Here is a 22,940-nt window from a genome sequence, read left to right on the forward strand (position 1 = left end):
CAGCACGGTAACGGCCGGCACGGCGTGCAGCGACCTCGAGGCAGGGACTGGCTACAAGTCCATGTTTTTGCGCGGACTTGCCCCTCCCTCGGCCGCCGCGGCGGGGGTTCAAACTGTGCGAAGCAATTCTAGTGCGCGGACGCCGAGGCCGGGCTGGAGGAGGGCATGAGGCGTTCGATCGCGGCGGCGCGCTCTTTCTTGCCGAGCTTCGCCAGATCTTTCACGGCGCCGTAGAAGCGGGGCATGTCGCCCTCTTCGCGCGCGAGGAGCGCCTGGAACGCGGGAACTTTGCGGGTGTAGATGGAGACCGAGGCGAGGAGCGCGTTGTTGGGCTTGTCCTCGAACCAGCGGTCGAAGCCCTTGAAGCCGCCCCAGCCTTCCTTGAGCTTCTGGTATTCCGAGTCGAGCTCGGCGAACAGCGCGGTCTTGCGAGGGCGCATCTCTTTCGGGGGCAACCCCGACTTGTAGAGCGCGTCGAGCTTGCCGCGATAGGTCTCGATGAGGTTGACGAACTGCGTCCGGCGCTGGGCGACCAGTGCGTTCGTGGTGCGGTCCTGCTCGGTGCCGTAGCGCGCCAGCCAGCGGCGCATGCCCTCCTGCTCGACCGCCACCGCGAAGGACTCGTTGAACACGCTGTCGTCCTTCACGTAGACGATCTGGTGAGCGAGCTCGTGGAAGATCAGCCTCGCGAGGTGCGCCTTGGGATAGTTCACGAAGGTGTTGAGCACCGGGTCGGGAAAATAACCCAGGGTCGAATACGCCGGCACGCCGCCGACGAACACGTCGAAACCGTCCTTGGCGACTTCGTCGGCGAAGCCTTCGGCTTCGACCTTGGAGAAGTAACCCCGATAGGCCACGCAGCCGGCGAAGATGAAGCACCACTGTTTCGGCTGTATCGAGAACTCGGGCGCCGCGAAGACGTTCCAGATCACGAAAGGCCGGTCGAGGTTGGCGTAGCTGCGATAGCTCGCGTTGCGCGGCAGGCCGAGCTCGTCGCTCGCGAACTCGCGGATCTGCAACACCTCGCGCAGCTTGGCCCGCAGCCGCTCCGACGTGTCGGGCTTGTCGATGACCACTTCGATGTCGTGCTGGCGGCTCCAGATGTCGAGCTGTCCGCGCACCGATTGCAGGTAATACGGCAGGTTGGTGCAGCCGACGATGACCGCCGCCGCCGTCAGGGCGGCCGCAATGAGGGTGGTGCGCCTGAGGGAGCGCCGGGCCATGTACGGGATGTTAAACGTTGGCGTCCGAGAAGCGCGTCACATCGTCGTCGGATAGGTGGGATACATCACAGACCGCCAGGGCTTGCCAGGCGTTCCCGTCGTAGCGGAACGTGTTGAGGCTGCAGTTGAGGAGCGGAAAACCGCGCGGAGTCTCGATCGGCATCCCGACGGCTCTGCGATAGGCGGCGTCGAGCACGAGCCCGTGAGACACGACGACGACCGTCTCCCCTTCGTGCCGCGCCGCGATACGCTCGAGCGCGCCGACGCAGCGGTCCATGAATTCCACCGCGCTCTCGCCGCCGGGCATGCGGAAATCGGGCAGGCGCTTGGCGAAGAGCTCGTGGAGCTCGGGATGCTTCGCCTTGATCTCGGTGTTGGTGAGCCCTTCGAAGATACCGAAATGGCGCTCGCGCAAGTCCGCGTCGGCGACGATCTCGTGCCCGGTCGCATCGGCGATGCAGCGCGCGGTCTGGTGCGCGCGGCCGAGGTCGCTGGAGTAGAGCGCGCTGAACGACACGCCCTTCAGTCGCCGCGCGAGCTGCTTCGCCTGCACGAGCCCGAGCGGCGTCAGCGGGCTGTCGTGCTGCCCCTGCATGCGGCCCTGCTGGTTCCAGAGCGTCTCGCCGTGTCTGATCAGAAGTATTTCAGTCATGTGAAGGCGTTATTTACCGAAGGGGACGCAGAGGCGCGCGGAGGAATCAACGACCGTCATTCCCGACCGCGCGCAAGCGCGATGCGATCGGGAATCCATCTTGAACTTCCTGACGTCGAAAATGGATCCCCGCCTACGCGGGGATGACGGCGCGCTTTCTCTGTGCGCCTCTGTGGTTAATTCTGCTTTTCCTTATCGAGGATATCCATCGCGCCCGCCAAAGCGCGTTCGTATCGAGCTTTCTCCTCGGCGATCGACTCGTCGGTCCAGTCGTAGAAACCTTTCTTCGCTTTCATCCCGATGTGCCCCGCTTTGACCCGGTCGCTCATGTACGGGCTCGGCACGGTGTCGTTGCACAGATCGGGATAGATCGTCTCCGCGCCGGCGTTGTGCACGTCGAGGCCGGCGTGGTCGCGCTGGAGCAGCGGACCGGCGGCGATGTAGCGGAAGCCGAAGCCGTAGCGCACGATGTTGTCGATGTCCTCGACCGAGCAGATGCCGCGCTCGACGAGCTTGATCGCTTCGCGCGAGAGCACCGCCTGCAGGCGCGCGCCGAGGAAGCCGGGAATGTCGAGGTTCACGCGCACCGGCACCTTGCCGACGCTCTGCATGATCTTCACCACGCGGTCGGCGATCGCTTTCCTCGTGTGCTGGGACGAGACGACCTCCACCGCCGGCACGATGTGCGCGGGCATGAAGTAATGCGTGCCCAGCATGCGCTCGCGCGTCGGCAGGCGCTCGCCGATGACGCTGATCGGGATCGCGGTCGAGTTGCTGCAAAGCGGCGTGTTGGGCTTGGAGAGCTTCACCATCTCTTCGAAGACCGCCTGCTTCACGTCCAGGCGCTCGGGAGCGGCTTCGATCGCGATCTCGACCTTCTCCCACGGCACCGAGCCGATCGTGTCGTGGAGCGGAAAGCCTTCTTCGGAATACTCGGCGCCGAGCTTGTCCATCGCCGCGCGCAAACGCTGCGGCAGGGTCTCGCGCATGCGGTCCTGCGGGTTGACGATGTGCGCGGTCCAGCCGTGCGCGGCGAAGGTCGCCGCGATGTCGGCGCCCATCGTGCCGCCGCCGATCACCGCGACGGTGCGGTCGTTGTCTGCCATGGGAAAGGTGCGAAGAGCAGGAGAGCGTTCATTCTATACTCGGCCGATGCCCTCGGTCGCCGTCATCGTTTTCGCGTCCTCCGTCGTCCTCCTCGCCTACGTCATCTTCGGAATCTCGGGGTTCGGCTCGACGATCATCGCGGTGCCGCTGCTGGCGCACTTCTACCCGATCAAGTTCCTGATCCCGATGATCGTGCTGCTCGACTGCATCGGCGCGATCACCATGGGGGTGCGCCTGCGAGCCGACATCAACAAGGCGGAGCTGAAGCCGCTGCTCCCGTTTCTCGCCGCGGGACTGCTCGTCGGGGCGTTCCTGCTGCTCCGCGTGCCCGCAGACCTCCTGCTGGGCGGCCTGGGCGCCGTGGTGATCGTGTACGGCGCCCTGTACGCTTCGGGCAGGCAGCCGGCGTTTCGCGTCCCGCGCTGGACCGCGGCCCCGGTCGGCCTCTTCGCCGGCATGACCTCGTCGATGTTCGGCGTGGGCGGGCCGATCTACGTCATGTACCTGACCGCGCGCGGCTCGGCGCCGCAGAACATCCGCGCGACCGTGCCGGTGATCTTCATCTTCACGACGGTCGCGCGCATCGCGATCTTCGCGGTCGCGGGCCTCTTCACCCTGCAGGTGCTCTACACCGCGGCCGCGCTCCTGCCGCTGATGATCCTGGGCATATGGCTGGGGCACCACCTGCATCTGAACATGACGCGCGAGCAGATGGTGCGGATCATCGGCGTCCTTCTCGTCGCCAGCGGCGGGTCGCTGGTGGTGAGGGCGCTGGCGAGCTGATCGCTTGAAGGCAATTGACCGCAAAGGACGCAAAGGAAAAACCAGGAATGTCATCGCGAGGAGCGAAGCGACGTGGCGATCTCGTGGCGCACGTCGACCGTGTCGGGATTGCTTCGTCGCTGTCGCTCCTCGCAACGACGAATATGCCTTTTCCTTTGCGTCCTTTGCGGTTCAAGCTCTTGCTTTTAAAAAGCCCGAAATTCGCCGAACCCCTTCCTCCAGCCGCTCGATCGAGTTGGTGTACGCGAACCGCACGTGCTCGCTCGCGCGGTGGGTGCCGAAGTCGATCCCCGGCGTGATCGCGACGCCGGCGTTCTCCAGGAGGTCGAGCGCGAAGCGGTGGCTGTCGCTCGTCAGCGCCGAGCAGTTGGCGTAGACGTAGAACGCGCCCTGCGGCGTCTGCGGGATGACGAAGCCGAGCTTGCGCAGCGCGGGCACCAGATAGTCGCGGCGCGCACGGAACGCTTCGCGCCGCTCGTCGAGGATCGCCAGCGTCCCGGGCTCGAACGCGACAAGCGCGGCGTACTGCGCCGGCGCGGGCGCGGAAAGATAGGCGTTCTGCGCGAGCCGATCGATCTCCCTCACGTACGCTTCCGGCGCCACGATCCAGCCGAGGCGCCAGCCGGTCATGTTGAAATACTTCGAGAAGCTGTTGATGACGAACACCTCGTCGCTCGCCTCCAGCGCGCTGCGCGTCTCGCCGTCGTAGACGAGCCCGTGATAGATCTCGTCGACGAGCAGCGCGCCGTTCCCGCGGCGGGCGATCTGCGCCATGTCGCGGATGTCGTCGGGCGCGATCACCGTGCCGGTCGGGTTCGAAGGCGTGGCGACGAGGGCCGCCGCGGTGCGCGAGCCCCAGTAGCGCTCGAGAAGTGCGGGCGTCATCTGGTAATTGCTGTCCGGACCGACAGGCACGTTCACCGGCTCGCCGTCGAACATGCGCACGAAGTGGCGGTTCGCGGGATAACCCGGGTCGGCGAGCAGCACCTGGGTATCCGGATCGACCAGCACGCCGAGCGCGAGCAGCAGCGCGGCGGACGAGCCCGACGTGACGATCACGCGTTCGGGCGGGACGTCGACGCCGTAGCGGCTGCGGTAGAAGCCGGCGATGCGCTCGCGAAGCTCGCGCAGCCCGAGCGCCGGCGTGTAATAGAGCGCACCTTGCTCCAGCGCGCGGATGCCCGCCTCGCAGATCGGCCGCGGCGTCGGGAAATCGGGCTCCCCGACTTCCATGTGAACGATCGAACGCCCTTCGGCCTCCAGGGCCTTCGCGCGCGCGAGGATCTCCATCACGTGGAAAGGCTCGATGGCGCTCATGCGGCGGGCGAGCGGATGCGGCGGACGTGCAGACATGCGGAAGGCTATACCACGAAAGGCCGGTCGACCCGCGTCACTTCCCGCGTTTCGACGGCAGCGGCAGCGCGGTCTTGTACTTCACCTGCTTCAGCGCGAAGCTCGACTTGATGCTCGCGACGCCCGGTATCTTCGCGAGATAGTCGACGATGAAGCGCTCGAGCGACTGCACGTCGGGCACGATGACGCGGATGAGATAGTCCGCGTCGCCGGTCATCAGATAGCACTCCATCACCTCGTCGCGCGCAAGCACCGACGCTTCGAAGGTGTCGAGCGCATTGCGCATCTGCTTCTCCAGGCTGACCTGGATGAAAACGCTCACGGTGAGTCCGAGCTTCAAGGGATCGAGGAGCGTCACGTAGCGGCCGATCACGCCGCTCTCCTCCAGCGCGCGCACTCTTGTGAGGCACGGCGACGGCGAGAGATTCACCGCCTTCGCCAGATCGACGTTCGAGATGCGCGCCTCGTCCTGCAGCCGCGAGAGGATTTTCCAGTCGGTGTTGTCGAGGTCCATTTCGGCATTTTATGCCGGGAACAAACCGATTGGCAGCACGTTTGCCCCGTGTGACCCGGTGCGCCGCCTCAAATCGGTGGCAACTGCCGTGCGCTCGCGGCTAACATCACGTCACCGTTCCATCCGCACCGCCCTATCCGTCACCGCTTCATCCGTCACCTTATGGACCTTACAGACCTCACCTCCTCCGCCTACTGGCGCGTGCTCCAGCAGGACAGCGACGCCGAAGAAACGCGTGAATGGCTGGAAGCTTTCGACACGCTGGTCGAGCGCGAAGGCCGCGAGCGCGCGACGTTCATCCTGCGGAAGCTGCTCGATCGCGCGCGAACGAAACGCGTGGCGCTGCCGCCGGTGCTGAACACGCCGTACTGCAACACCATCGGCCTCGCCGACCAGCCGCAGTATCCCGGCAACATGGAAGTCGAGCAGCGCATCGGCGCGATCGTGCGCTGGAACGCGCTCGCGATGGTGGTGCGCGCGAACCGCGACCATCCCGAGCTCGGCGGCCACATCGCGACGTACGCCTCGATCGCCGATCTCTTCGAAGTCGGCTTCAACCATTTCTTCCGCGGCGGGCAGGACGGCGATCTCGTGTACTTCCAGCCGCACGCGGCGCCGGGCGTTTACGCGCGGGCGTTCCTCGAAGGGCGGCTGACCGAAGAGCATCTCGCCCACTACCGCCGCGAGACCGGTGGCAAGGGATTGCCTTCCTACTGCCATCCGTACCTCATGCGCGACTTCTGGCAGTTCCCGAACGCCTCGATGGGCATCGGCCCGATCACCTCGATCTACCAGGCGCGCTTCATGCGCTACCTGGAGAACCGCGGGCTGCTCGCGACCGAAGGCCGCAAGGTCTGGGCGTTCGTCGGCGACGGCGAGATGGACGAGCCCGAATCGCTCGCGGGACTTTCCGCGGCGGCGCGCGAAGGCCTCGACAACCTCATCTTCGTCGTCAACTGCAACCTCCAGCGGCTCGACGGCCCGGTGCGCGGCAACGGCTCGATCATCCAGGAGCTCGAGGGGCTGTTCGCGGGCGCCGGCTGGAACGTGATCAAGCTCTTGTGGGGCTCGGACTGGGACCCGCTCTTCGCCCGCGACGAGGACAACGTGATCATCCGGCGCCTGCACGAGACCGTCGACGGCGAGTTCCAGAAATACGCCGCAACCGACGGGCGCTTCAACCGCGAGCATTTCTTCAACAAGTATCCCGAGCTGCAGGCGCTGGTCTCGCACCTTTCCGACGAAGACATCGACCGCCTGCGCCGCGGCGGCCACGATCCCCTCAAGATCTACGCGGCCTATCACGCGGCGGTGAACCACAAGGGCCGTCCGACGGTGATCCTCGCCCAGACCAAGAAGGGTTACGGCATGGGCCACTGGGGCCAGGGCCGGATGGGCGCGCACCAGGCGAAGAAGCTCGAGGACGACGCGCTCCTCGCGTTCCGCGACCGCTTCGCGCTGCCGCTTTCCGACGGCGACGTGCATCACCTGCGCTTCCACAAGCCGGCCGACGACAGCCCCGAGATGCGCTACCTGCACGCGCATCGCGAGAACCTCCAGGGCTACGTGCCGGCGCGCGTGCACGACGCGCCGGCGCTGCCGGTGCCCGCGCTCGAGGCGTTCTCGCGCATCCTCGAAGGCTCGAACGAGCGCGAGGAATCGACGACGATGACGTTCGTCAAGATTCTTTCTCAGCTCCTCAGGGACCCGGCGATCGGCAAGCGCATCGTGCCCATCGTCGCCGACGAAGCGCGCACGTTCGGCATGCAGTCGCTCTTCCGGCAGGTCGCGATCTACGCGTCGCTCGGCCAGCTCTACACGCCGGAGGACAGCGACGAGCTCCTCTACTACAAGGAAGCGAAGGACGGACAGATCCTCGAGGAAGGCATCAACGAAGCGGCCGCGATGTCGTCGTGGATCGCCGCCGCGACGTCGTACTCGGCGCACGGCATGCCGATGCTGCCGTTCTACATCTTCTATTCGATGTTCGGCTTCCAGCGCGTGGGCGATTTCGTGTGGGCCGCGGCCGACTCGCGCGCTCGAGGCTTTCTCATCGGCGCGACCGCCGGGCGCACGACGCTGTCGGGCGAAGGCCTGCAGCACGAGGACGGCTCCAGCCATCTCGCCGCCGCGGCAGTCCCCAACTGCCGCGCCTACGATCCGTGTTACGGCTACGAGCTCGCGACGATCGTGCAGGACGGCACGCGCCGGATGCTCGACGCGCGCGAGGACGTTTTCTATTACATCACCGTGATGAACGAGAATTACGCGCAGGGGGCGATGCCCGAAGGCGCGGCCGAGGGGATATTGCGCGGGATGTATTTGCTCCGAGAGGCGAGAGGAAAGAGGAGAGAGGAGACAGGGGCGGTGCAGCTGCTCGGTGCGGGCACGATCCTGAGAGAGGTCATCGCCGCCGCCGAGATACTCGAATCGGAATACGACGTCGCGGCGAACGTCTGGAGCGTGACGAGCTTCACCGAGCTGCGGCGCGACGGCATGGACGTCGAGCGCTGGAACACGCTGCACGCCGACGCGAAGCCGCGCGTGAGCTACGTCGAGCAGTGCCTGTCGCCGACGAAGGGGCCGGTCGTCGCGGCGAGCGATTATGTGCGCGCGGTGCCCGACCTCGTCCGCACGTGGGTGCCGCGCCGCTATGTCGCGCTCGGCACCGACGGTTTCGGCCGCAGCGACACGCGCGAAGCGCTGCGGCGCTTCTTCGAAGTCGATCGCGGCGCGATCGTGGTGTCGGCGCTCAAGGCGCTCGCGGACGAGGAGCGCATCGCGCCTTCGGTCGTGGTGGACGCCGTGAAGCGCTTCGGGCTCGAGCCGGAGAGCCCCAACCCCTGGGACGCGTAACCAAGCGGAGGGCGTCGTGCTGAAACAGGTGAACGCCGGGGTGCTCAGCGTCGCTTATCACGACGACGGCGCGCAGGACGGGGCACCCGTCGTCCTGCTGCACGGCTTTCCGTACGACGTGCACGCCTACCACGACGTCACGCCGCGCCTCGTTGCGGCCGGCTGCCGCGTCATCACGCCGTATCTGCGCGGTTATGGGCCCACGCGCTTTCTGTCGCCGGAAACTCCGCGCTCGGGCCAGCAGGCGGTGCTGGGCAACGATCTCCACGCGCTCCTCGATGCGTTACGTATCCCGCGTGCCGTGGTGGCGGGCTACGACTGGGGCGGCCGCGCGGCGTGCATCGTCTCGGCGCTGTGGCCGGAGCGTGTCATCGGGCTCGTCTCGGGCGCGGGCTACAACATCCAGCACATTCCGAGCGGCAATTCGACGAAGCCGCGTACGCGCGCACCGCGGCTGCGTTCGACAACCCCGATTTCGTCGACGTCGTCATCCACTCCTATCGCCATCGTTACGCGCTCGTCCCCGGCGATCCCGCGGTCGAAGCGATCGAGCAGCGGCTCGCGCAGCGCCCGCCCATCACGGTGCCCACCATCGTGATGCACGGCTCGGACAACGGCGTGCACCCGGCCGATGCAGCCGATCACGATCGCGCCTTCTTCACCGGGCCGTACGAGCGCCGCGTCGTGCCTCATGTCGGCCACAACCTGCCGCAGGAGATCCCGGCAGAGTTCGCCGCGACGGTGCTGTCCCTCGTGGAACGGGCGCACGCTCGCGCGTGATACAGTAGGACGCATCCACAGGAGGAGACCGGGATGGCCGTCACGTTCAACGAGGACGACGTCGAACGCGAGCCGCTCGCCGACGGCGCCGCGCGCCGCAGGCTGCTGACCGAAGCGCGCGTGGCCGGCACCAAGATCCTGCTCGACCGCGTCGATCTCGCGCCGGGCGCCTCGCTCGCGATCGGCGTCGCGTCCACCGACCTCGCGTGGCTCCAGATCCTCGACGGCGGCGCGTCGCTCAACGCGGACGACCGCACCATCGCGCTCGGCGCATCGCACATCGTCTTTCTGCCGCCGGGCGCTCGCGCTTCGCTGACGGCGACCGCGGAAACCGCGCTGCTCTATGCGCAGGTTCCTCACGCCGGCCGCTTCGACCGCGACTTCGATCCCGCCGCGCTCTCGTTGCGCGTCGTCGACTGGAAGCGCGAGCCGGTGCTCGATTCGCAGTACGACGCGAGGAAGCGTGTCTACGTCGTCACGCCGAAGCTCTTCGGCACGCGCGCGGTCAAGGGCGAGATCATCCTCTATCCGCCGGACACCGAAGGCGCGAACCATCACCACGAAGGCGCGGAGCACTTCATGTACGTGCTCCGGGGGAGCGGCACGGCGTACGCGAACGAGTCGCCGATTCCGGTGCGCAAGGGCGACCTCATCTATTACGGCGACCGCGAGCGGCACTACCTGCACAGCGAAGGCGCCGAGGAGATGGCCTTCGTCGAGTTCTTCGTGCCCGGCGAATACAAGACGGTGTGGGCCGAAGGCGCGCCGGTGTGCACCTGGAACCCGACGGGTCGCGACCTCGAAGGCCGCACGCCGGCGAGACAGATCAGGGGACACAGCTCGGCGGCCGCGGTGCCGGCCGACGTTTAAAAACCGGGGTCTGACCCGATCAAGGAGCCGCCATGAAACACTACCGAGGCATGCTGCACTTCAACATCCGCTGCACCAGCGCCGATCTGCCCAAGATCGAGAAGTTCTACGGCGAGGTGATGGGACTCAGGAACGGCTACCGCCCCAACTTCGGCAACGCAGGCCTGTGGCTGTATGCCGGGGACGAGCCGATCCTGCACGTCGGCGCGCGCGCGCCGGAAGGTTTCCTGTCCGACAAGCACAACGCGAGCTTCGATCACATGGCGTTTCGCATGACCGGGGCCGCCGAATTCCGCGACCACGTGCGCAAGCTCGGCGTCCCGTTCGAAGAGCAGAACGTGCCCGAAGCCGGCTACCAGATCTTCCTCAAGGATCCGGTCGGCACGGTGCTCGAATTCAACTTCCCGAATTCGGAAGCGCCGGACGATATCGCCAAAGGCACCATGGCGCCGCGCACCAACGCCCCGGTCGCGTGACGACGTTCAAGGCCGCCCTCCTGCAGATGCAGACGGGCAACGATATCGAAGCGAACCTCGATGCCGTGAAGAGCATGGCCCGCGAAGCCGCCGCCGGCGGCGCGCGCTTCGTCATGCTGCCGGAGTACGCGCTGATGATGGACGGCAGCGGGCGCAACATGCGCGACAACGCGCTGCCCGCCGACGGCGGCCCGGTACTCCTGCAACTGCGGGCGCTCGCCCGGGAGCTGAAGGTCTGGCTGCTCGTCGGCTCGCTCACGCTCAAGACCGACGACGGCCGCATGACCAACCGCTCGCTGCTCCTGTCCGACTCGGGCGAGCTCGTGGCGTCGTACGACAAGATCCACATGTTCGACGCGACGTTGCCCGACGGCAAGGTGATCAGGGAGTCGTCGGCGTACTGCCCCGGCGACCGCGCGGTGGTGGCGGACACGCCGTGGGGCAAGCTGGGACTCACGGTGTGCTACGACCTGCGCTTTCCGCAGCTCTACCGCGCGCTCGCGCAGGCCGGCGCGCGTTATCTCACGGTGCCCTCGTCGTTCCAGCGCGCCACCGGCAAGGACCACTGGCACCCGCTGCTCCAGGCGCGCGCGATCGAGAACGCGTGCTTCGTCTTCGCGCCCGCGATGTGCGGCGAGCACCCGGGCAACCGCTCGACGTACGGGCACAGTCTCGTGGTCGATCCGTGGGGAAAGATTCTCGCCGACGGTGGAGAATCTCCCGGCATCGTGTACGCCGACATCGATCCGGCACGAGTGGACAAGGTGCGCGGGATGCTGCCGTGTCTTACTCACGACGTCGCCTTTCAGGCGCCGTCGTGAACTGCGCGAACGGGTCGGCAGGCACAGCGCTTGCCAAACCGACGGCGACCCCATGGATTCGAATAGAACAGACGCTGCCGCCGCCGGCCTTCTCGTCCCCGGCCGCAACTGCTGGCGCATCGACCGCGCGAAGCGGCTCGGTTTCCTCATCGACGGCGCGAATTACTTCAGCGCGCTGCGCGCCTCGATCGCGCGCGCCACGCGCAGCGTGTTCATCGTCGGCTGGGACATCGACAGCCGCATACGCCTCGTGCCCGACGGCGCGAACGACGGCTTTCCCGAAGAGCTCGGCGACTTCCTGAACGAGGTGGTGAAGCGCAACCGCGGTTTGCGCATGTACGTGCTGTCGTGGGACTTCGCGATGGTGTTCGCGATGGACCGCGAGTGGATGCCGATCTACAAGCTCGACTGGCGCACCCACCGCAGGCTCTCGTTCAGGCTCGACGACAAGCACCCGACCGGCGCTTCGCACCACCAGAAGATCGTCGTTGTGGACGACGCGGTCGCTTTCGTCGGGGGCCTCGACCTCACGCACTGCCGCTGGGACACCTCCGAGCACGGCTGCGAGAACGCGCATCGCTGCGATCCGGACGGCAAGCCGTACCGGCCGTATCACGACGTGCAGGCCATCGTCGACGGCGGCCCGGCGCAGGCGCTGGGCGAGCTCGCGCGCGACCGCTGGCAGCGCGCGACCGGGCGCAATCCGCGATCGCTCGACGACAAACCCGACAACGATCCGTGGCCGCCGGGGCTCGAGCCCGACCTGACCGACGTCGACGTCGCGGTCGCACGCACCGATCCGGGCTTCGTCACGGGCAAGCCCATCGAGGAGATCCGCCACCTCTACGTCGATTCGGTCGGCGCGGCGCAGCGCTCGATGTACCTCGAGAACCAGTATTTCAGCTCGAGCGTCGTCGGTGCCGCGCTCGCCGCGCGCGTCAAGTCGCCCGACTCGCCCGACATCCTCGTCGTGTCGCGCCGCACCGAGGAAGGCTGGCTCGAGGAGCGCACGATGGGCGTGCTGCGCTCGCGGCTGCACAAGCAGCTCCAGGCCGCGGACGCGGGCGGGCACTACGGCCTCTACTACCCGTACGTGCCCAACCTCCAGCTTCCCAACGTGCTCAACGTGCACAGCAAGGTGCTGATCGTCGACGACGAGCTCGCCAGCGTGGGCTCGGCGAACTTCAGCAACCGCTCGATGGGTTTCGACACCGAGTGCAACATCGCGATCGAGGCGAAGGGCGACGAGCGCGTGCGCAAGGCGATCGCGGGCTTGCGCAACCGCCTGCTCGGCGAGCACCTCGGCGTCGAGCCCGCGGCCGTGGCCGCGGAAACCGCGCGCCAGGACGGCAGTCTGATCCGAACGGTACGAGCGCTGCATCGCCCCGGGGAGCGGACGCTGGAGCCGATCAACCCGGAAGTGCCGGACGACATCGACGCGCTCGTGCCCGCCAGTGCGGTCGTCGATCCGGAGCGCCCCATGGAGCCCGACGAGCTCGTAAAGGATTTCGTGCCCGCGACCGAGCGCAAACCGGTCGCCGGCCGCGTGCGCCGTGTCGCGCTCGCGCTCATCATGCTCGCCGCCCTCGCCGCGCTGTGGCGCTGGACGCCGCTGCGCGAGCTCGTCTCGCTGCGGGCGCTCATCCTGATCGCGCGCAGCCTCGACGCGTCGCCGGTCGCGCCGCTGGCGGTGCTCGCCGCCTATGTCGTCGCCGGCGTGCTGGTGATCCCGGTGACGGTGCTCATCATCGCGACCGGCGTCGTCTTCGGGCCGCTGCTCGGCGGCTTCTACGCGCTCGCCGGCGCGCTGCTCTCGGCGGCAGTGACGTACTGGATAGGCCGCAAGCTCGGACGCAACACCGTGCGCCATCTCGCCGGGCGCAGGCTCAATCGCATCACGCGCAGGCTCGCGCGCAAGGGCGCGCTCGCGATCGCCCTCCTGCGCCTGCTGCCCGTGGCGCCGTATTCGATCGTCAACGCGGTGGTCGGCGCCTCGCACATACGGCTGCGCGACTTCCTCCTCGGCACCGCGTTCGGCATGGCGCCGGGCATCGCGGTGACGGTGATCTTCGTCGATCGCGTCAGTGCCGCGGTGACCGATCCCGGGCTCGTGACGTACGCCGGCGCGATCGGCATGGCCGCGGTGGTCGCTGCGGCCGCGTACTACGTCCACCACCGTTTCGCGGCGCCGCCGCCCGGCAAGGCATGACCGTGGCGCGTGCAGGCATCAGGGTCGCGTCCTACAACACCCACGGCGGCGTGGGCCGCGACGGCCACTTCGTGCCCAAGCGCATCGCCGACGTGCTGAAGGAGCTCGACGCCGACATCATCGCGCTGCAGGAAGTCGAGTCGCGTGCGACCGGCTTCGACATGCTCCGGTATCTCGGCGACGAGATCGGCTTCGAAGCGATCGCCGGCCCGACGCTCTTACGCAACGGCGCCGATTACGGCAACGGGCTGCTGACGCGCTTCAAGGTGAAGACGATGCAGCGGATCAACCTCTGCGTCGAGCGCTGCGAGCCGCGCGGCGCGATCGACGTCGAGCTCGACTGCGGCGGGACGCCGATGCGCGTGCTCGCGACGCATCTGGGACTGCGCCCCTACGAACGTCGCGAGCAGATCCAGCGCCTGTTACGCGTCCTCGAAAGCGACAAGCCGCTGCCGACCATCCTCATGGGCGACATCAACGAGTGGTTCCTGTGGGGCAGGCCGCTGCGCTGGATGCACAAGCACTTCGAGCAGACGCCATCGCCGCCGACGTTTCCCGCGCGGCTGCCGGTGTTCGCGCTCGACCGCGTGTGGGTCAAACCGCGCAAGCTGCTCCGGAACATGACGGTGCACGTCTCAAAGCTGGCGAAGATCGCGTCGGATCACCTGCCGCTGACGGCGGAGCTCGATCTGGAATGCGGCGGGGATACGAAAGCGCTCGAAGCGGCAATGACGGCGAACGTCGCGGAGACGCCGTAGATGCGTAGGGTGCGTCAGCCGCGACAGCGGCGTAACGCACCGTTCACGGCTTTGCGAAATCCTCCGGCTTCAACTCGATCGGCGCGCCGTGCGGCGTGCGATCGGCGGCGCGATCCCACGCATCGCGGTAACGGCCCAGCGTTTCAGAAGTCGCCACGCCTTTCTCCGCGACCAACCGCTCGAGCGTCGCGAGCCAGTGCCGATAGTAGGTCTCGCCGGTATCCGGATCGCCGGCGCGCTGCGCGCGCTTGATCTCCTCGCCCAGCGCGGCGGCCCACTCGCTCCACGTGAAAAGGCCGCGCCGATGCAGGGCGAGCGCCATCGCAAAAGCTTGCGCTTCCCACGGCTCGCAGAACACCGGTCCCTGTTTGTCGTGCGGCAACCCGGGCACGGCCGCCGCAGCCTCGCGTGCCGCGGCGGCATCGAAGGTGGGATCAAATCGGCTCAAGGTACGGCTCGAAGGCTTCGACCGAGACGGTCAGCGTAGGATCGCTGCCCGGGCCCCAGATGCGGCGGCCGTCGAACACCACGGTATAGAGCCACTGCGGATCCTCGCCGCGGCCTGTGGTCACCGCATCGGGGAAAACGTGGCAGCCGCGCACCGCTTCGACGACGCCCTCGTGGCCGCGCACGTACCGCGGCAGCCGGGTGTGCGTAGCCGGGTTGATGTTCCTCGCGCGCACGCGATCGCCGGGCTTGAAGCGGGCTTCGTGATTCGGCGGGCGGTAGAACGAGCCGCGCGTGTAGGTCTGGCCGATGTCGTCCTTCGTCATCGCGCGCGCGGCGACCTTGCCCGGACGCAAGGCGTGGCCTGCGGCGAGCTCGTCCGGATCGATCAGTCCCTTCTCGACCACGCACCGCTCCATGCCCATCAGCCAGCGCTCGTAGTACGACGCAGCCAGGTAGCGTTTCGCGGGCGTGCGTTCGATCGCGTCGCGCGACATGTCGATGTTCCACGCGCGCGCGGCGCGGATGGCCCGCTGCATCGCGAGCACCCTCGCTTCCCACTCGGCATGGAACGCCCGATCGTCGGCATCGGGCTCGACTTTGCCGAAGCCGTGCATGCCGCCCATGTCGTGCACGCCGTTCATGGCGCTTCCCCCGGCGCGCGCGGCAAGCCCATGCCGATCATGCAATCGCGGGTGACGAGCGCCGCCAGTTGCTCTTCGCTCAGATTCTCGCTGCCGGCGGGACGCTGCGGCAGCACGACGAAGCGCGTCTCGGCGGTCGAGTCCCAGACGCGGATCTCGGCGTCCGCAGGCAATGTCACGCCGAAGTCGGCGAGTACGCCGCGCGGATCCATCACCGCGCGCGAGCGATACGGCGCCGACTTGTACCAGACCGGCGGCAGGCCGAGCACGTCCCACGGATAGCACGAGCACAGCGTGCACACGACCATGTTGTGCCGCTGTGGGGTGTTCTCGACGGCGATGAGGTGATCGCCCACCGGCGTGCCGAGCGAGGCGATCGCTTTCGTCGCGTCCGCCAGCAGCGCCGCCTTGAATTGCGGATCGACCCAGGCGCGCGCGATGGCGCGCGCGCCGATGTGCGGGCCGGTCTTGGTCTCGTAGTGCTCGATGATGCCGTCGAGCGCGGCGGGATCGATGTATCCCTTCTCGGTCAGGATGGTCTCGAGCGCCCGCACCCGGAGCTGCGTGTCCGAAAGCTCGGAATGATCGTGATCGTGGTCGTCGTCGGTGTGCATGTCCGGAAGATAAGACTCCCGCACAGCTTCAGTCAATGCGTGCCTGTGGGAAGCGGAACGCGGCCCGTCCGTCCTGAAGCTGGCGGCTAGAATTCATACAGTGCAGCACCGGCGGGCTGCCGTTCACGAAAACGAAACGTCAAAGCTGAAAATGAAACCGCTTCACGCACTGATTGCGACCTTGGCCCTGGCGGGCTGCGCCACCGGCCCGTTGAGCCACACGGGAACTTTTCTGCCGCCGCAACACTACGCAGCGCTGGAGAAAGCGCCGCTGTGTTGTGAGAGCGCTCGCGATATCTCTTACCTGAAACTGATCCCCGGAGCAGAGCAGGCAGCGGCGATAACGCCCGAATCGCCCGTGTTTCAATTCGACCATCAGCGCGCGTACTTCGCAGCATTCGAATTGCCCGCCGGGGCGAGAACGCTCGTGGTAAAGACATATCCCGTCAACATGCTCTGGAACGTATCAGGGCATGTGCTGCTCCCGAGCATTCGATTCCTGGACGCGGACTACAGACCGCTCGTCACCGAGAGCCCCGACTACATCGCACGAAATCCTCCGTTGATAGGCCGCTCCTGGGGCGAAGCCACTATCGCGATACCGGCCGCCGCTCGTTTTTTCGTGCTTTTCGAGGGAAATCGCCTGTCTTATCTCGCGTGGAGGGATAGTGAGCAACCAGGCGGTCTTCTGTACGTGAGAAGCGGACCCACGGGCGAGCTCAGCGTCCTCGTGCCCAACGCCTGACGACGCACACGTGCGATCGTGTCGCGAGTGGCCGGGACACGCGTGCGGAGCAAACTCCATGGTGGCCACATTGCCGTTGCATCACCCCGCGCGACGCTGCTAACGTGAATGCGGGTCGTTCGCGGCCCGATCTCTCGATGAAACCCAGAGAAGCCCAGGCGACTTTGGTTGAACCCGGCCACGAGCCGGGTTTTTTTTCGCCGCGTGCGTGCTCGAGCGCACTGCGAACATTGAACGACGAACCATAGTGTGTGCTCATCCTGTGTTGTTACCCCGCAACGTCGACGCGTCGACACGCGTTGCAATCACACAAAGCTGTAGCGGTTGTACGTGCGCACGATCGATACTCGAAACAGCTTCCGATCGGAAGTCGAAGCGCGATCGATGAATGCGCTTACGTCAATCAACGAGGAGAACTCATGAACAAGAAGTTACTGGCGGCGGCTCTTGCCGGCGCGTTCGGCGCGCCCGCCCTGGCGCTCGCCCAGTCGAGCACCGTGCAGGTGTTCGGCACGTTGTACGTGGAATACACCGTTCGCGCCGATCAGGGTGACGCGGCGGCCGGTGTTGCGAGGAGCAATTCCGATTTCATCCAGACTCCCGGCAGCGAGATCGGCTTCAAGGGCGAGGAAAAGCTCGGCGGCGGTCTGTCGGCGTGGTTCCAGTGCGCGAGCACGGCCGACCCGCGCGGCCAGAACCAGGACGGCTGGTGCTCGCGTAACAGCGCGCTCGGCTTCAAGGGCGGCTTCGGCAACGTGTTCATCGGCAACTGGGACACGCCGTTCAAGCGCACGATGAGCCCGACCGCCGTCGGCGGCAACGACACCGGTATCTTCGGTACCGCGTTCCTGCTGGGCTCGAACTCGACGACGACCGCCGTGGGCGCCGGCCGCCTGATCTTCAAGCGTCGTCAGAACAACCTGATCTCCTACGACAGCCCGAACTTCGCCGGCTTCCGGGTGATGGCGGCCTTCACCTCGGCGCAGACCTCGACCGGCACGCTGGAAGGCGCGACCAACAACAAACCGCGCGTCATGTCGATCGGCGGTCAGTACTCCGCCGGTCCCCTGTACGTCTCGGCCGGTTTCGAGCAGCATCGCGACTTCGCCGCTGCAGGCGGCCCCGACGACAGCAAGGACAACGGCTGGCACGTCGGTGCGGCGTACACCTGGGGTCCGGTGCGCTTCGGCGGTCAGTACACCGAGCAGCGCTTCGACACCGTCGCGGGCGACGTCAAGGCCAAAGCGTGGCACCTCGGTGTGGACTGGCACATCGTCGGACCGCACGGTCTGCGTGCCGCGTTCACGCAAGCGCGTGACATGAGCGGTCCGGCGGGCTTCGCGACGCCGGTGGTCGCCGGCACGGGCGGCGCATTCGTCGCCGGTGCGGCCAGCGGCCCGGGCTATCGTCCGGCTCCGGGCAACGACACCGGCGCGAACCTCATGCAGATCCGTTACGTGTACACGTTCAGCAAGAGGACCGAGTTCACGGTCGGTTACGTGCGCCTGGACAACGACGCGAACGCCGGCTACCGCCTCGGCGGTCTCGGCGGTGCGATCCAGAACGGCCAGAACGAGGACGCCGTCGCGTTCGCGGTGCGCCACCGGTTCTAGTCGCAACCGCTGCAGGAAAGACGGGCGCTTCGGCGCCCGTTTTTTTTAGCGACGCTCATAGGCGGCTGCAGCGTCGCGAAACGTCCCGATGAGGTGGCATAGAATGAGTGCCTACCCGGAGGAGCCAGAACAATGACGACCGAATCCAAACAGCACGTCTACGAAGTCCTCGCGAAGTCCTTCATCCAGGAGAACGTGAAGACGTGCTTCGCGCTGATGGGCGACGCGAACATGAACTGGGCGGCCACGCTCGCACAGGAAGGCTGCCGCATGGTCTACGTCCGGCACGAGCACTGCGCAGTCGCAGCCGCGATGTCCTATGCGCGCAAGACCGGTGAAGTGGGCGTGGCGACGGTCACGTGCGGCCCCGGCGTCACGCAGTTGATCACCGCGCTGCCGGCTGCGGTGCGCGCGCACGTTCCGCTGGTGGTGTTCGCCGGCGAGGCGCCGCTGAAGAGCAGCTGGTACAACCAGGGCATCGACCAGGCGCCGATCATCAAGGCGACCGGCGCGGACTACCATCCGCTGCACCTGCCCGAGCGCATGCCGATCGGCATACGCGACGCGTTCCTGCAGGCGAAGCGCGAGCGGCGCCCGGTGGTGATCGGCATCCCGTTCGATCTCCAGGAGCGCCCGTGGGCGGGGCCGGACAAGCTGCCGACGCCGTCGGGCGAGCTGCTGCCGCGCAACTCACCCATCCCGCCGAATCCCGATGACGTCGCAGCCGCGGCGCAGCTCGTCGCGGCCGCCGAACGCCCGGTCGTGTTCGCGGGCCTCGGTGCGGTCGAAGCCAAGGCGGGCCCGGCGTGCAAGGCGCTCGCCGCGAAGATCGGCGGACTGCTGACCACATCGCTGCCTGCGCGGGGCCTGTTTCACGACGACATCTACTGCATCGGCATCTCGGGCAGCTTCACACCGGAGGTCGGTCTCGAGTACCTGGCGCAGGCCGATCTCGTCATCGTGGTCGGCGGCTCGCTCGCCTATCACGCCGGCGGCGGCGGGCAGCTCTGGCGCAACGCGAAGATGCTGCACATCGACGTGGATCCTCGCGCGGTGCGCCAGGGCCAGGAAGTGGCGCGCCACCACCTGCGCGGCGACGCACGTCTCGCCGTGGAAGCGTTGACCGCCGCGTTGCCCGCGCGCACCAACATGTGGCGCAGCGAGGCTATGGCCGCGCGCATCCGCGATTCGAAGCCCGACAGCTTCAAGTTCGACATCGAGCCCGGCCTGCTCGATCCGCGCGACGCGGTCGAGGCGCTCGAGAAATCGATACCGCCGGAGTGGCAGCTGGTGAACTCGTCGGGTCACTGCTCGTGGTTCTTCGCGCAGATGCCGTCGCGCCCGCAGGAGAAGTTCTTCACGCTGCGCGAGTTCGGTGCGATCGGCAACGGCATCTCGTTCGCGATGGGCGTCGCGACCGCGTATCCCGACCAGACGACCGTGCTGTTCGACGGCGACGGCAGCCTGATGATGCACATCCAGGAGCTCGAGACGATCAAGCGTCACGGGATGAAGATACTCATCATCGTGCTGAACGACGGCGCCTACGGCTCCGAGGTGCACAAGCTGCGCTCGGAAGGCTTGCCCGAAGCGGGCTCGGTGTTCGGCCGCCCCGATTTCGCGGCGGTCGCGCGCGGCTTCGGCATCGACGGCAAGACGGTCAAGAACGTGAACGACATACCGAAGCTGCTGAAGGAGTTCGCCGCGGGCAAGGGCGCCGCGGTGTGGGACGTTCACGTCTCCGACAAAGTAGTATCGCCGACGATCCGCCGCGCGCATCCGCCGGGCAAGCACGCGAAGGCGTGATGGGTAGCGCAGGCGCCTCGCCTGCAGCGGTGGACCCTCGAGCAGGCGAGGGCGCCTGCGCTACAACTTCACGCCCTCACCCCACCCGCCCTCGAAGAAGCGGGTGTCGAGGGTCTTGCGCGATCTCGCCTTCAGCTCTTTCTGCCTGGTTTCCTCGTCGAGCACGTCCGGAGACGCCTGGTACCCGACGGCGATCATCGCCTGCGGCGTGTAGTCCTCGGGGATGCCGAACGCTTCGCGCGCTTTCTGTGCGTCGTAGCCGCCCATCTGGTGCGCGACGAGGCCGAGCGCGGCGGCCTGCAGCGCGATCGAGAAGTCGGCAGCGCCGGTGTCGTGCGGAGCGAAGCGGTTCGGCTTGCCGCTGTGGTCGAAGATGCTGCCCGCGCACGAGAGCATCAGCACCGGCACGTTCTTCACCCACTTGCGGTTGTTCTCCGACAGGCAGTCGAACGCTTTCTGAAAGCCCCGGGGGTCGCGCGCGCGGTCCCATATGAGGTACCGCCACGGCTCGTCGCCGTTGCACGAAGGTGCCCAGCGCGCCGCTTCGAGCAACGCCGCAAGCTGCTCGCGGCTGACCGGACGGTTCGCGTCGAAGGCCCGCGGGCTCCAGCGGCCGGCAAGCAGGTCGTGGATCGGCACTCGGGTCTGCGCTTTGCGGTCCATGGGCGTCGGCTTTCGGGATTTTCAGGCTTCGGAGCTTAGCACCTGCGCTTGCTGCTGAATCCTGCCGGCCGAATCCTGTCGTCCCGCCACGTCCGCCTCGAACAGCTCGCGTAACTGGTCGGCGGCCTGCCGCGACGTCTGCACGAGCTGGGCTTCGTCGTGGTGCACGGCATACTGCGCGACGAGCTGTTCCTCGTCGTGCTGCTTGAAGATCGCCACGGCGTGCGCAGCGGCCGCGGCGTCGAAGCCGAGGCTGCGCAAGCTCGATTCGGCGGCCTCGAGGCTCGCCGGAAACGTCTCGCGGAAGATGCAGGTGACGCCGAGGTCGCGCAGCCTGAAGTAGTGCACGCGGTTACGCGCGCGAGCGATGATCTCGAGCTGCGGGAAGTGCCTGCGCACCATGCGCGCGGTGTTGACCGACGCTTCGACGTCGTCGATCGCGAGCACGAAGAGCTTCGCATCGCCGGCGTGCGCGGCGTGCAGCAGCTCGAGGCGCGAGGCGTCGCCGTAATAGATGCGGTTGCCGAAGCGCCGGACGAAATCGACCTGCGCGTAGCTCGCGTCGAGCGCAGTGAAGGGGATGCCCGCCATCCGCAGCACGCGCGAGACGATCTGGCCGAAGCGCCCGAAGCCCGCGATGATCACCGGCGCGGGCGGCGAGTCTATGGTGTCGTAATCGGTCGTGATGCGGCGCGCCTCGAGCATCGCGAGCAGCCTTCCGTGCAGCCCCATCAGCGGCGCCGCGAAGATCATCGACACCGTCACGACGAGCACCAGGCGCTCCTCGGTGCCCGCTTCGAAGATGCCGACCCCGGCGGCGGCGCCGAACAGCACGAACGCGAACTCGCCGCCCTGAGCGAGCGCGACCGCGAGGCGCTGCCCTTCCCGGTTACCGAGCTTCGCGACGAGCGCGATCGCGTACATCACCGCGAACTTCAGCGCCATCAGCCCGAGCGCGAGGCCGACCAGCAGGAACGGGATCTCGCGCGCGAGCGTGAGGTTCGCCCGCATGCCCACGGACATGAAGAACAGGCCGAGCAGCAGCCCCTTGAACGGCTCGATGTCGGCCTGCAGCTCGTGGCGAAACTCCGAGTCGGCGAGCAGCAGTCCCGCGAGGAAAGCGCCGAGCGAGATCGAGATGCCCAGGTGCTCCATGATCACCGCCGACCCCACGACCAGCAGCAGCGAGGCGGCGGTGAAGATCTCCGAGCTCGAATGGCGCGCGAGGTATTTCAGCACCGGCCGCACCGCCACGCGTCCCGCGACGATGAACACCACGATCGCGGCGAGCGCTTTCGCCGCGACGGTCCAGCTCACCGCGTCTTTCACCGAGGCGTAGGCCAGCAGCGGGACGAGCGTCAGCAGGGGAATGACCGCGAGGTCCTGGAACAGCAGCACCGCGAACGCCGCGCGGCCGTGCGGCGCGTTCATCTGACCTCGCTCGGCGAGCGAGGTCAGAACCAACGCCGTCGAAGACATCGCCACGCCGAATGCCGCGACGATCGCCGCATGCCACGACAGTCCCAGCCAGACCGCGATCGGCGCGAGCACGAGCGCGGTGAGGCCGACCTGCGCCGAGCCCAGTCCGAAGACGAGCTTGCGCATGCTCCACAGCCTCGAGGGCTCGAGCTCGAGGCCAACGAGGAAGAGCAGCATCGCGATCCCGAACTCGGCGAAGCCGAGCGTGTTCTCCGCGTCGGCGACGATGCCCAGTCCCCACGGGCCGAGCACCATGCCCGCGGCGAGATAGCCGAGCACCGCGCCGAGCTTGAAACGCTGGAAGAGCGGCACCAGCACGACCGCGGAGATGAGAAAGATCGTGGCGGCTTCGAGTAGGCGCATACGCGGAGTGTTAAGTGTTGAGTGTTGAGTGTTGAGTTGAGCGTCGGGTGTTCACTGAACACTGAACACTAAACACTACGAAGTGGCTACGCCACTTCGTGTCCGGCGGCGATCCACGCGTCCAGCCCGCCCTGGAGCGGCCGCACGCGCACGTAGCCCTTGTC

At 67.0% G+C, this 22,940-nt stretch carries 20 protein-coding genes and 1 pseudogene; 11 read left to right on the forward strand and 10 right to left on the reverse strand.

The window, feature by feature from the left end; genetic code table 11:
* Positions 1 to 128: 128 nt before the first annotated feature.
* From VHP37_30150 to VHP37_30160, 3 genes are all read right to left on the reverse strand, one after another.
* The gene (locus VHP37_30150; protein ID HEX2830639.1) at positions 129 to 1,223 is read right to left on the reverse strand and encodes an aminopeptidase; all 1,095 of its coding nucleotides are present in this window, start codon (positions 1,221 to 1,223) and stop codon (positions 129 to 131) included.
* Between the two features lie 10 nt (positions 1,224 to 1,233).
* Positions 1,234 to 1,875, reverse strand: a complete 642-nt coding sequence (locus tag VHP37_30155) for a histidine phosphatase family protein (protein HEX2830640.1) — start codon at positions 1,873 to 1,875, stop codon at positions 1,234 to 1,236.
* Between the two features lie 176 nt (positions 1,876 to 2,051).
* Entirely contained in the window at positions 2,052 to 2,981 is a 930-nt protein-coding gene (locus VHP37_30160; GenBank protein HEX2830641.1) for a 3-hydroxyacyl-CoA dehydrogenase NAD-binding domain-containing protein, read from the reverse strand.
* Positions 2,982 to 3,027: 46 nt separating this feature from the next.
* On the opposite strand from VHP37_30160, the gene VHP37_30165 reads away from it, so the two are divergent.
* A complete protein-coding gene (locus VHP37_30165; GenBank protein HEX2830642.1) occupies positions 3,028 to 3,765 on the forward strand; it encodes a sulfite exporter TauE/SafE family protein in 738 nt (245 codons plus the stop codon).
* Positions 3,766 to 3,936: 171 nt separating this feature from the next.
* Here the strand turns inward: VHP37_30165 and VHP37_30170 are convergent, their stop codons facing one another.
* A complete protein-coding gene (locus tag VHP37_30170; protein HEX2830643.1) occupies positions 3,937 to 5,118 on the reverse strand; it encodes a pyridoxal phosphate-dependent aminotransferase in 1,182 nt (393 codons plus the stop codon).
* Between the two features lie 37 nt (positions 5,119 to 5,155).
* A complete protein-coding gene (locus tag VHP37_30175) occupies positions 5,156 to 5,632 on the reverse strand; it encodes an Lrp/AsnC family transcriptional regulator (GenBank protein ID HEX2830644.1) in 477 nt (158 codons plus the stop codon).
* 162 nt (positions 5,633 to 5,794) lie between these two features.
* Between VHP37_30175 and mdeB the strand changes: the two genes are divergently transcribed.
* The 7 genes and pseudogenes from mdeB to VHP37_30210 all read left to right on the forward strand — a co-directional run bounded on the left by mdeB (position 5,795) and on the right by VHP37_30210 (position 14,402).
* Entirely contained in the window at positions 5,795 to 8,488 is a 2,694-nt protein-coding gene (mdeB, locus tag VHP37_30180) for an alpha-ketoglutarate dehydrogenase (GenBank protein HEX2830645.1), read from the forward strand.
* A gap of 16 nt (positions 8,489 to 8,504) precedes the next feature.
* Positions 8,505 to 9,268 (forward strand): annotated as a pseudogene (locus VHP37_30185) (alpha/beta hydrolase).
* 33 nt (positions 9,269 to 9,301) lie between these two features.
* Positions 9,302 to 10,138, forward strand: coding sequence for a cupin domain-containing protein (locus tag VHP37_30190; protein HEX2830646.1), 837 nt, complete (start codon positions 9,302 to 9,304; stop codon positions 10,136 to 10,138).
* A gap of 32 nt (positions 10,139 to 10,170) precedes the next feature.
* Positions 10,171 to 10,614, forward strand: a complete 444-nt coding sequence (locus VHP37_30195; protein HEX2830647.1) for a hypothetical protein — start codon at positions 10,171 to 10,173, stop codon at positions 10,612 to 10,614.
* Positions 10,611 to 11,435, forward strand: coding sequence for a carbon-nitrogen hydrolase family protein (locus tag VHP37_30200; GenBank protein HEX2830648.1), 825 nt, complete (start codon positions 10,611 to 10,613; stop codon positions 11,433 to 11,435). The genes VHP37_30195 and VHP37_30200 overlap by 4 nt, the downstream gene beginning before the upstream one ends.
* Before the next feature lie 52 nt (positions 11,436 to 11,487).
* Entirely contained in the window at positions 11,488 to 13,644 is a 2,157-nt protein-coding gene (locus tag VHP37_30205; protein ID HEX2830649.1) for a VTT domain-containing protein, read from the forward strand.
* Positions 13,645 to 13,646: 2 nt separating this feature from the next.
* Positions 13,647 to 14,402, forward strand: a complete 756-nt coding sequence (locus tag VHP37_30210; GenBank protein HEX2830650.1) for an endonuclease/exonuclease/phosphatase family protein — start codon at positions 13,647 to 13,649, stop codon at positions 14,400 to 14,402.
* Positions 14,403 to 14,445: 43 nt separating this feature from the next.
* Here the strand turns inward: VHP37_30210 and VHP37_30215 are convergent, their stop codons facing one another.
* From VHP37_30215 to nthA, 3 genes are read right to left on the reverse strand one after another with little or no spacing between them, the layout of a single operon-like run.
* Positions 14,446 to 14,850, reverse strand: coding sequence for a nitrile hydratase accessory protein (locus VHP37_30215; GenBank protein HEX2830651.1), 405 nt, complete (start codon positions 14,848 to 14,850; stop codon positions 14,446 to 14,448).
* Positions 14,837 to 15,493, reverse strand: coding sequence for a nitrile hydratase subunit beta (gene nthB / locus VHP37_30220; GenBank protein HEX2830652.1), 657 nt, complete (start codon positions 15,491 to 15,493; stop codon positions 14,837 to 14,839). The genes VHP37_30215 and nthB overlap by 14 nt, the downstream gene beginning before the upstream one ends.
* Positions 15,490 to 16,107: a nitrile hydratase subunit alpha gene (nthA, locus tag VHP37_30225; GenBank protein HEX2830653.1), complete on the reverse strand. Its 618-nt coding sequence runs from the start codon at positions 16,105 to 16,107 to the stop codon at positions 15,490 to 15,492. The genes nthB and nthA overlap by 4 nt, the downstream gene beginning before the upstream one ends.
* A 100-nt stretch (positions 16,108 to 16,207) precedes the next feature.
* Between nthA and VHP37_30230 the strand changes: the two genes are divergently transcribed.
* The 3 genes from VHP37_30230 (at position 16,208) to VHP37_30240 (ending at position 20,271) form a co-directional block, all read left to right on the forward strand.
* Positions 16,208 to 16,852, forward strand: coding sequence for a hypothetical protein (locus VHP37_30230; protein HEX2830654.1), 645 nt, complete (start codon positions 16,208 to 16,210; stop codon positions 16,850 to 16,852).
* Positions 16,853 to 17,271: 419 nt separating this feature from the next.
* Positions 17,272 to 18,465: a porin gene (locus VHP37_30235; protein ID HEX2830655.1), complete on the forward strand. Its 1,194-nt coding sequence runs from the start codon at positions 17,272 to 17,274 to the stop codon at positions 18,463 to 18,465.
* Between the two features lie 132 nt (positions 18,466 to 18,597).
* Entirely contained in the window at positions 18,598 to 20,271 is a 1,674-nt protein-coding gene (locus VHP37_30240) for a thiamine pyrophosphate-binding protein (protein HEX2830656.1), read from the forward strand.
* Positions 20,272 to 20,331: 60 nt separating this feature from the next.
* Here the strand turns inward: VHP37_30240 and VHP37_30245 are convergent, their stop codons facing one another.
* Positions 20,332 to 20,934 carry a nitroreductase family protein gene (locus tag VHP37_30245; GenBank protein ID HEX2830657.1) on the reverse strand — a complete coding sequence of 201 codons (603 nt, stop codon included), beginning with the start codon at positions 20,932 to 20,934 and terminating at the stop codon, positions 20,332 to 20,334.
* A gap of 21 nt (positions 20,935 to 20,955) precedes the next feature.
* A complete protein-coding gene (locus tag VHP37_30250; GenBank protein ID HEX2830658.1) occupies positions 20,956 to 22,776 on the reverse strand; it encodes a monovalent cation:proton antiporter-2 (CPA2) family protein in 1,821 nt (606 codons plus the stop codon).
* Positions 22,777 to 22,940: the final 164 nt, after the last annotated feature.

The organism is Burkholderiales bacterium, assembly GCA_036262035.1.
GTDB lineage: Bacteria > Pseudomonadota > Gammaproteobacteria > Burkholderiales > SG8-41 > JAQGMV01.

Bases quoted from the DNA above. Each gene is read 5' to 3' on its own strand.
- VHP37_30150 (HEX2830639.1), bottom strand. From the start codon at position 1,223: ATGGCCCGGCGCTCCCTCAGGCGCACCACCCTCATTGCGGCCGCCCTG.
- VHP37_30155 (HEX2830640.1), bottom strand. From the start codon at position 1,875: ATGACTGAAATACTTCTGATCAGACACGGCGAGACGCTCTGGAACCAG.
- VHP37_30160 (HEX2830641.1), bottom strand. From the start codon at position 2,981: ATGGCAGACAACGACCGCACCGTCGCGGTGATCGGCGGCGGCACGATG.
- VHP37_30165 (HEX2830642.1), top strand. From the start codon at position 3,028: ATGCCCTCGGTCGCCGTCATCGTTTTCGCGTCCTCCGTCGTCCTCCTC.
- VHP37_30170 (HEX2830643.1), bottom strand. From the start codon at position 5,118: ATGTCTGCACGTCCGCCGCATCCGCTCGCCCGCCGCATGAGCGCCATC.
- VHP37_30175 (HEX2830644.1), bottom strand. From the start codon at position 5,632: ATGGACCTCGACAACACCGACTGGAAAATCCTCTCGCGGCTGCAGGAC.
- mdeB (HEX2830645.1), top strand. From the start codon at position 5,795: ATGGACCTTACAGACCTCACCTCCTCCGCCTACTGGCGCGTGCTCCAG.
- VHP37_30190 (HEX2830646.1), top strand. From the start codon at position 9,302: ATGGCCGTCACGTTCAACGAGGACGACGTCGAACGCGAGCCGCTCGCC.
- VHP37_30195 (HEX2830647.1), top strand. From the start codon at position 10,171: ATGAAACACTACCGAGGCATGCTGCACTTCAACATCCGCTGCACCAGC.
- VHP37_30205 (HEX2830649.1), top strand. From the start codon at position 11,488: ATGGATTCGAATAGAACAGACGCTGCCGCCGCCGGCCTTCTCGTCCCC.
- nthB (HEX2830652.1), bottom strand. From the start codon at position 15,493: ATGAACGGCGTGCACGACATGGGCGGCATGCACGGCTTCGGCAAAGTC.
- nthA (HEX2830653.1), bottom strand. From the start codon at position 16,107: ATGCACACCGACGACGACCACGATCACGATCATTCCGAGCTTTCGGAC.
- VHP37_30235 (HEX2830655.1), top strand. From the start codon at position 17,272: ATGAACAAGAAGTTACTGGCGGCGGCTCTTGCCGGCGCGTTCGGCGCG.
- VHP37_30240 (HEX2830656.1), top strand. From the start codon at position 18,598: ATGACGACCGAATCCAAACAGCACGTCTACGAAGTCCTCGCGAAGTCC.
- VHP37_30245 (HEX2830657.1), bottom strand. From the start codon at position 20,934: ATGGACCGCAAAGCGCAGACCCGAGTGCCGATCCACGACCTGCTTGCC.
- VHP37_30250 (HEX2830658.1), bottom strand. From the start codon at position 22,776: ATGCGCCTACTCGAAGCCGCCACGATCTTTCTCATCTCCGCGGTCGTG.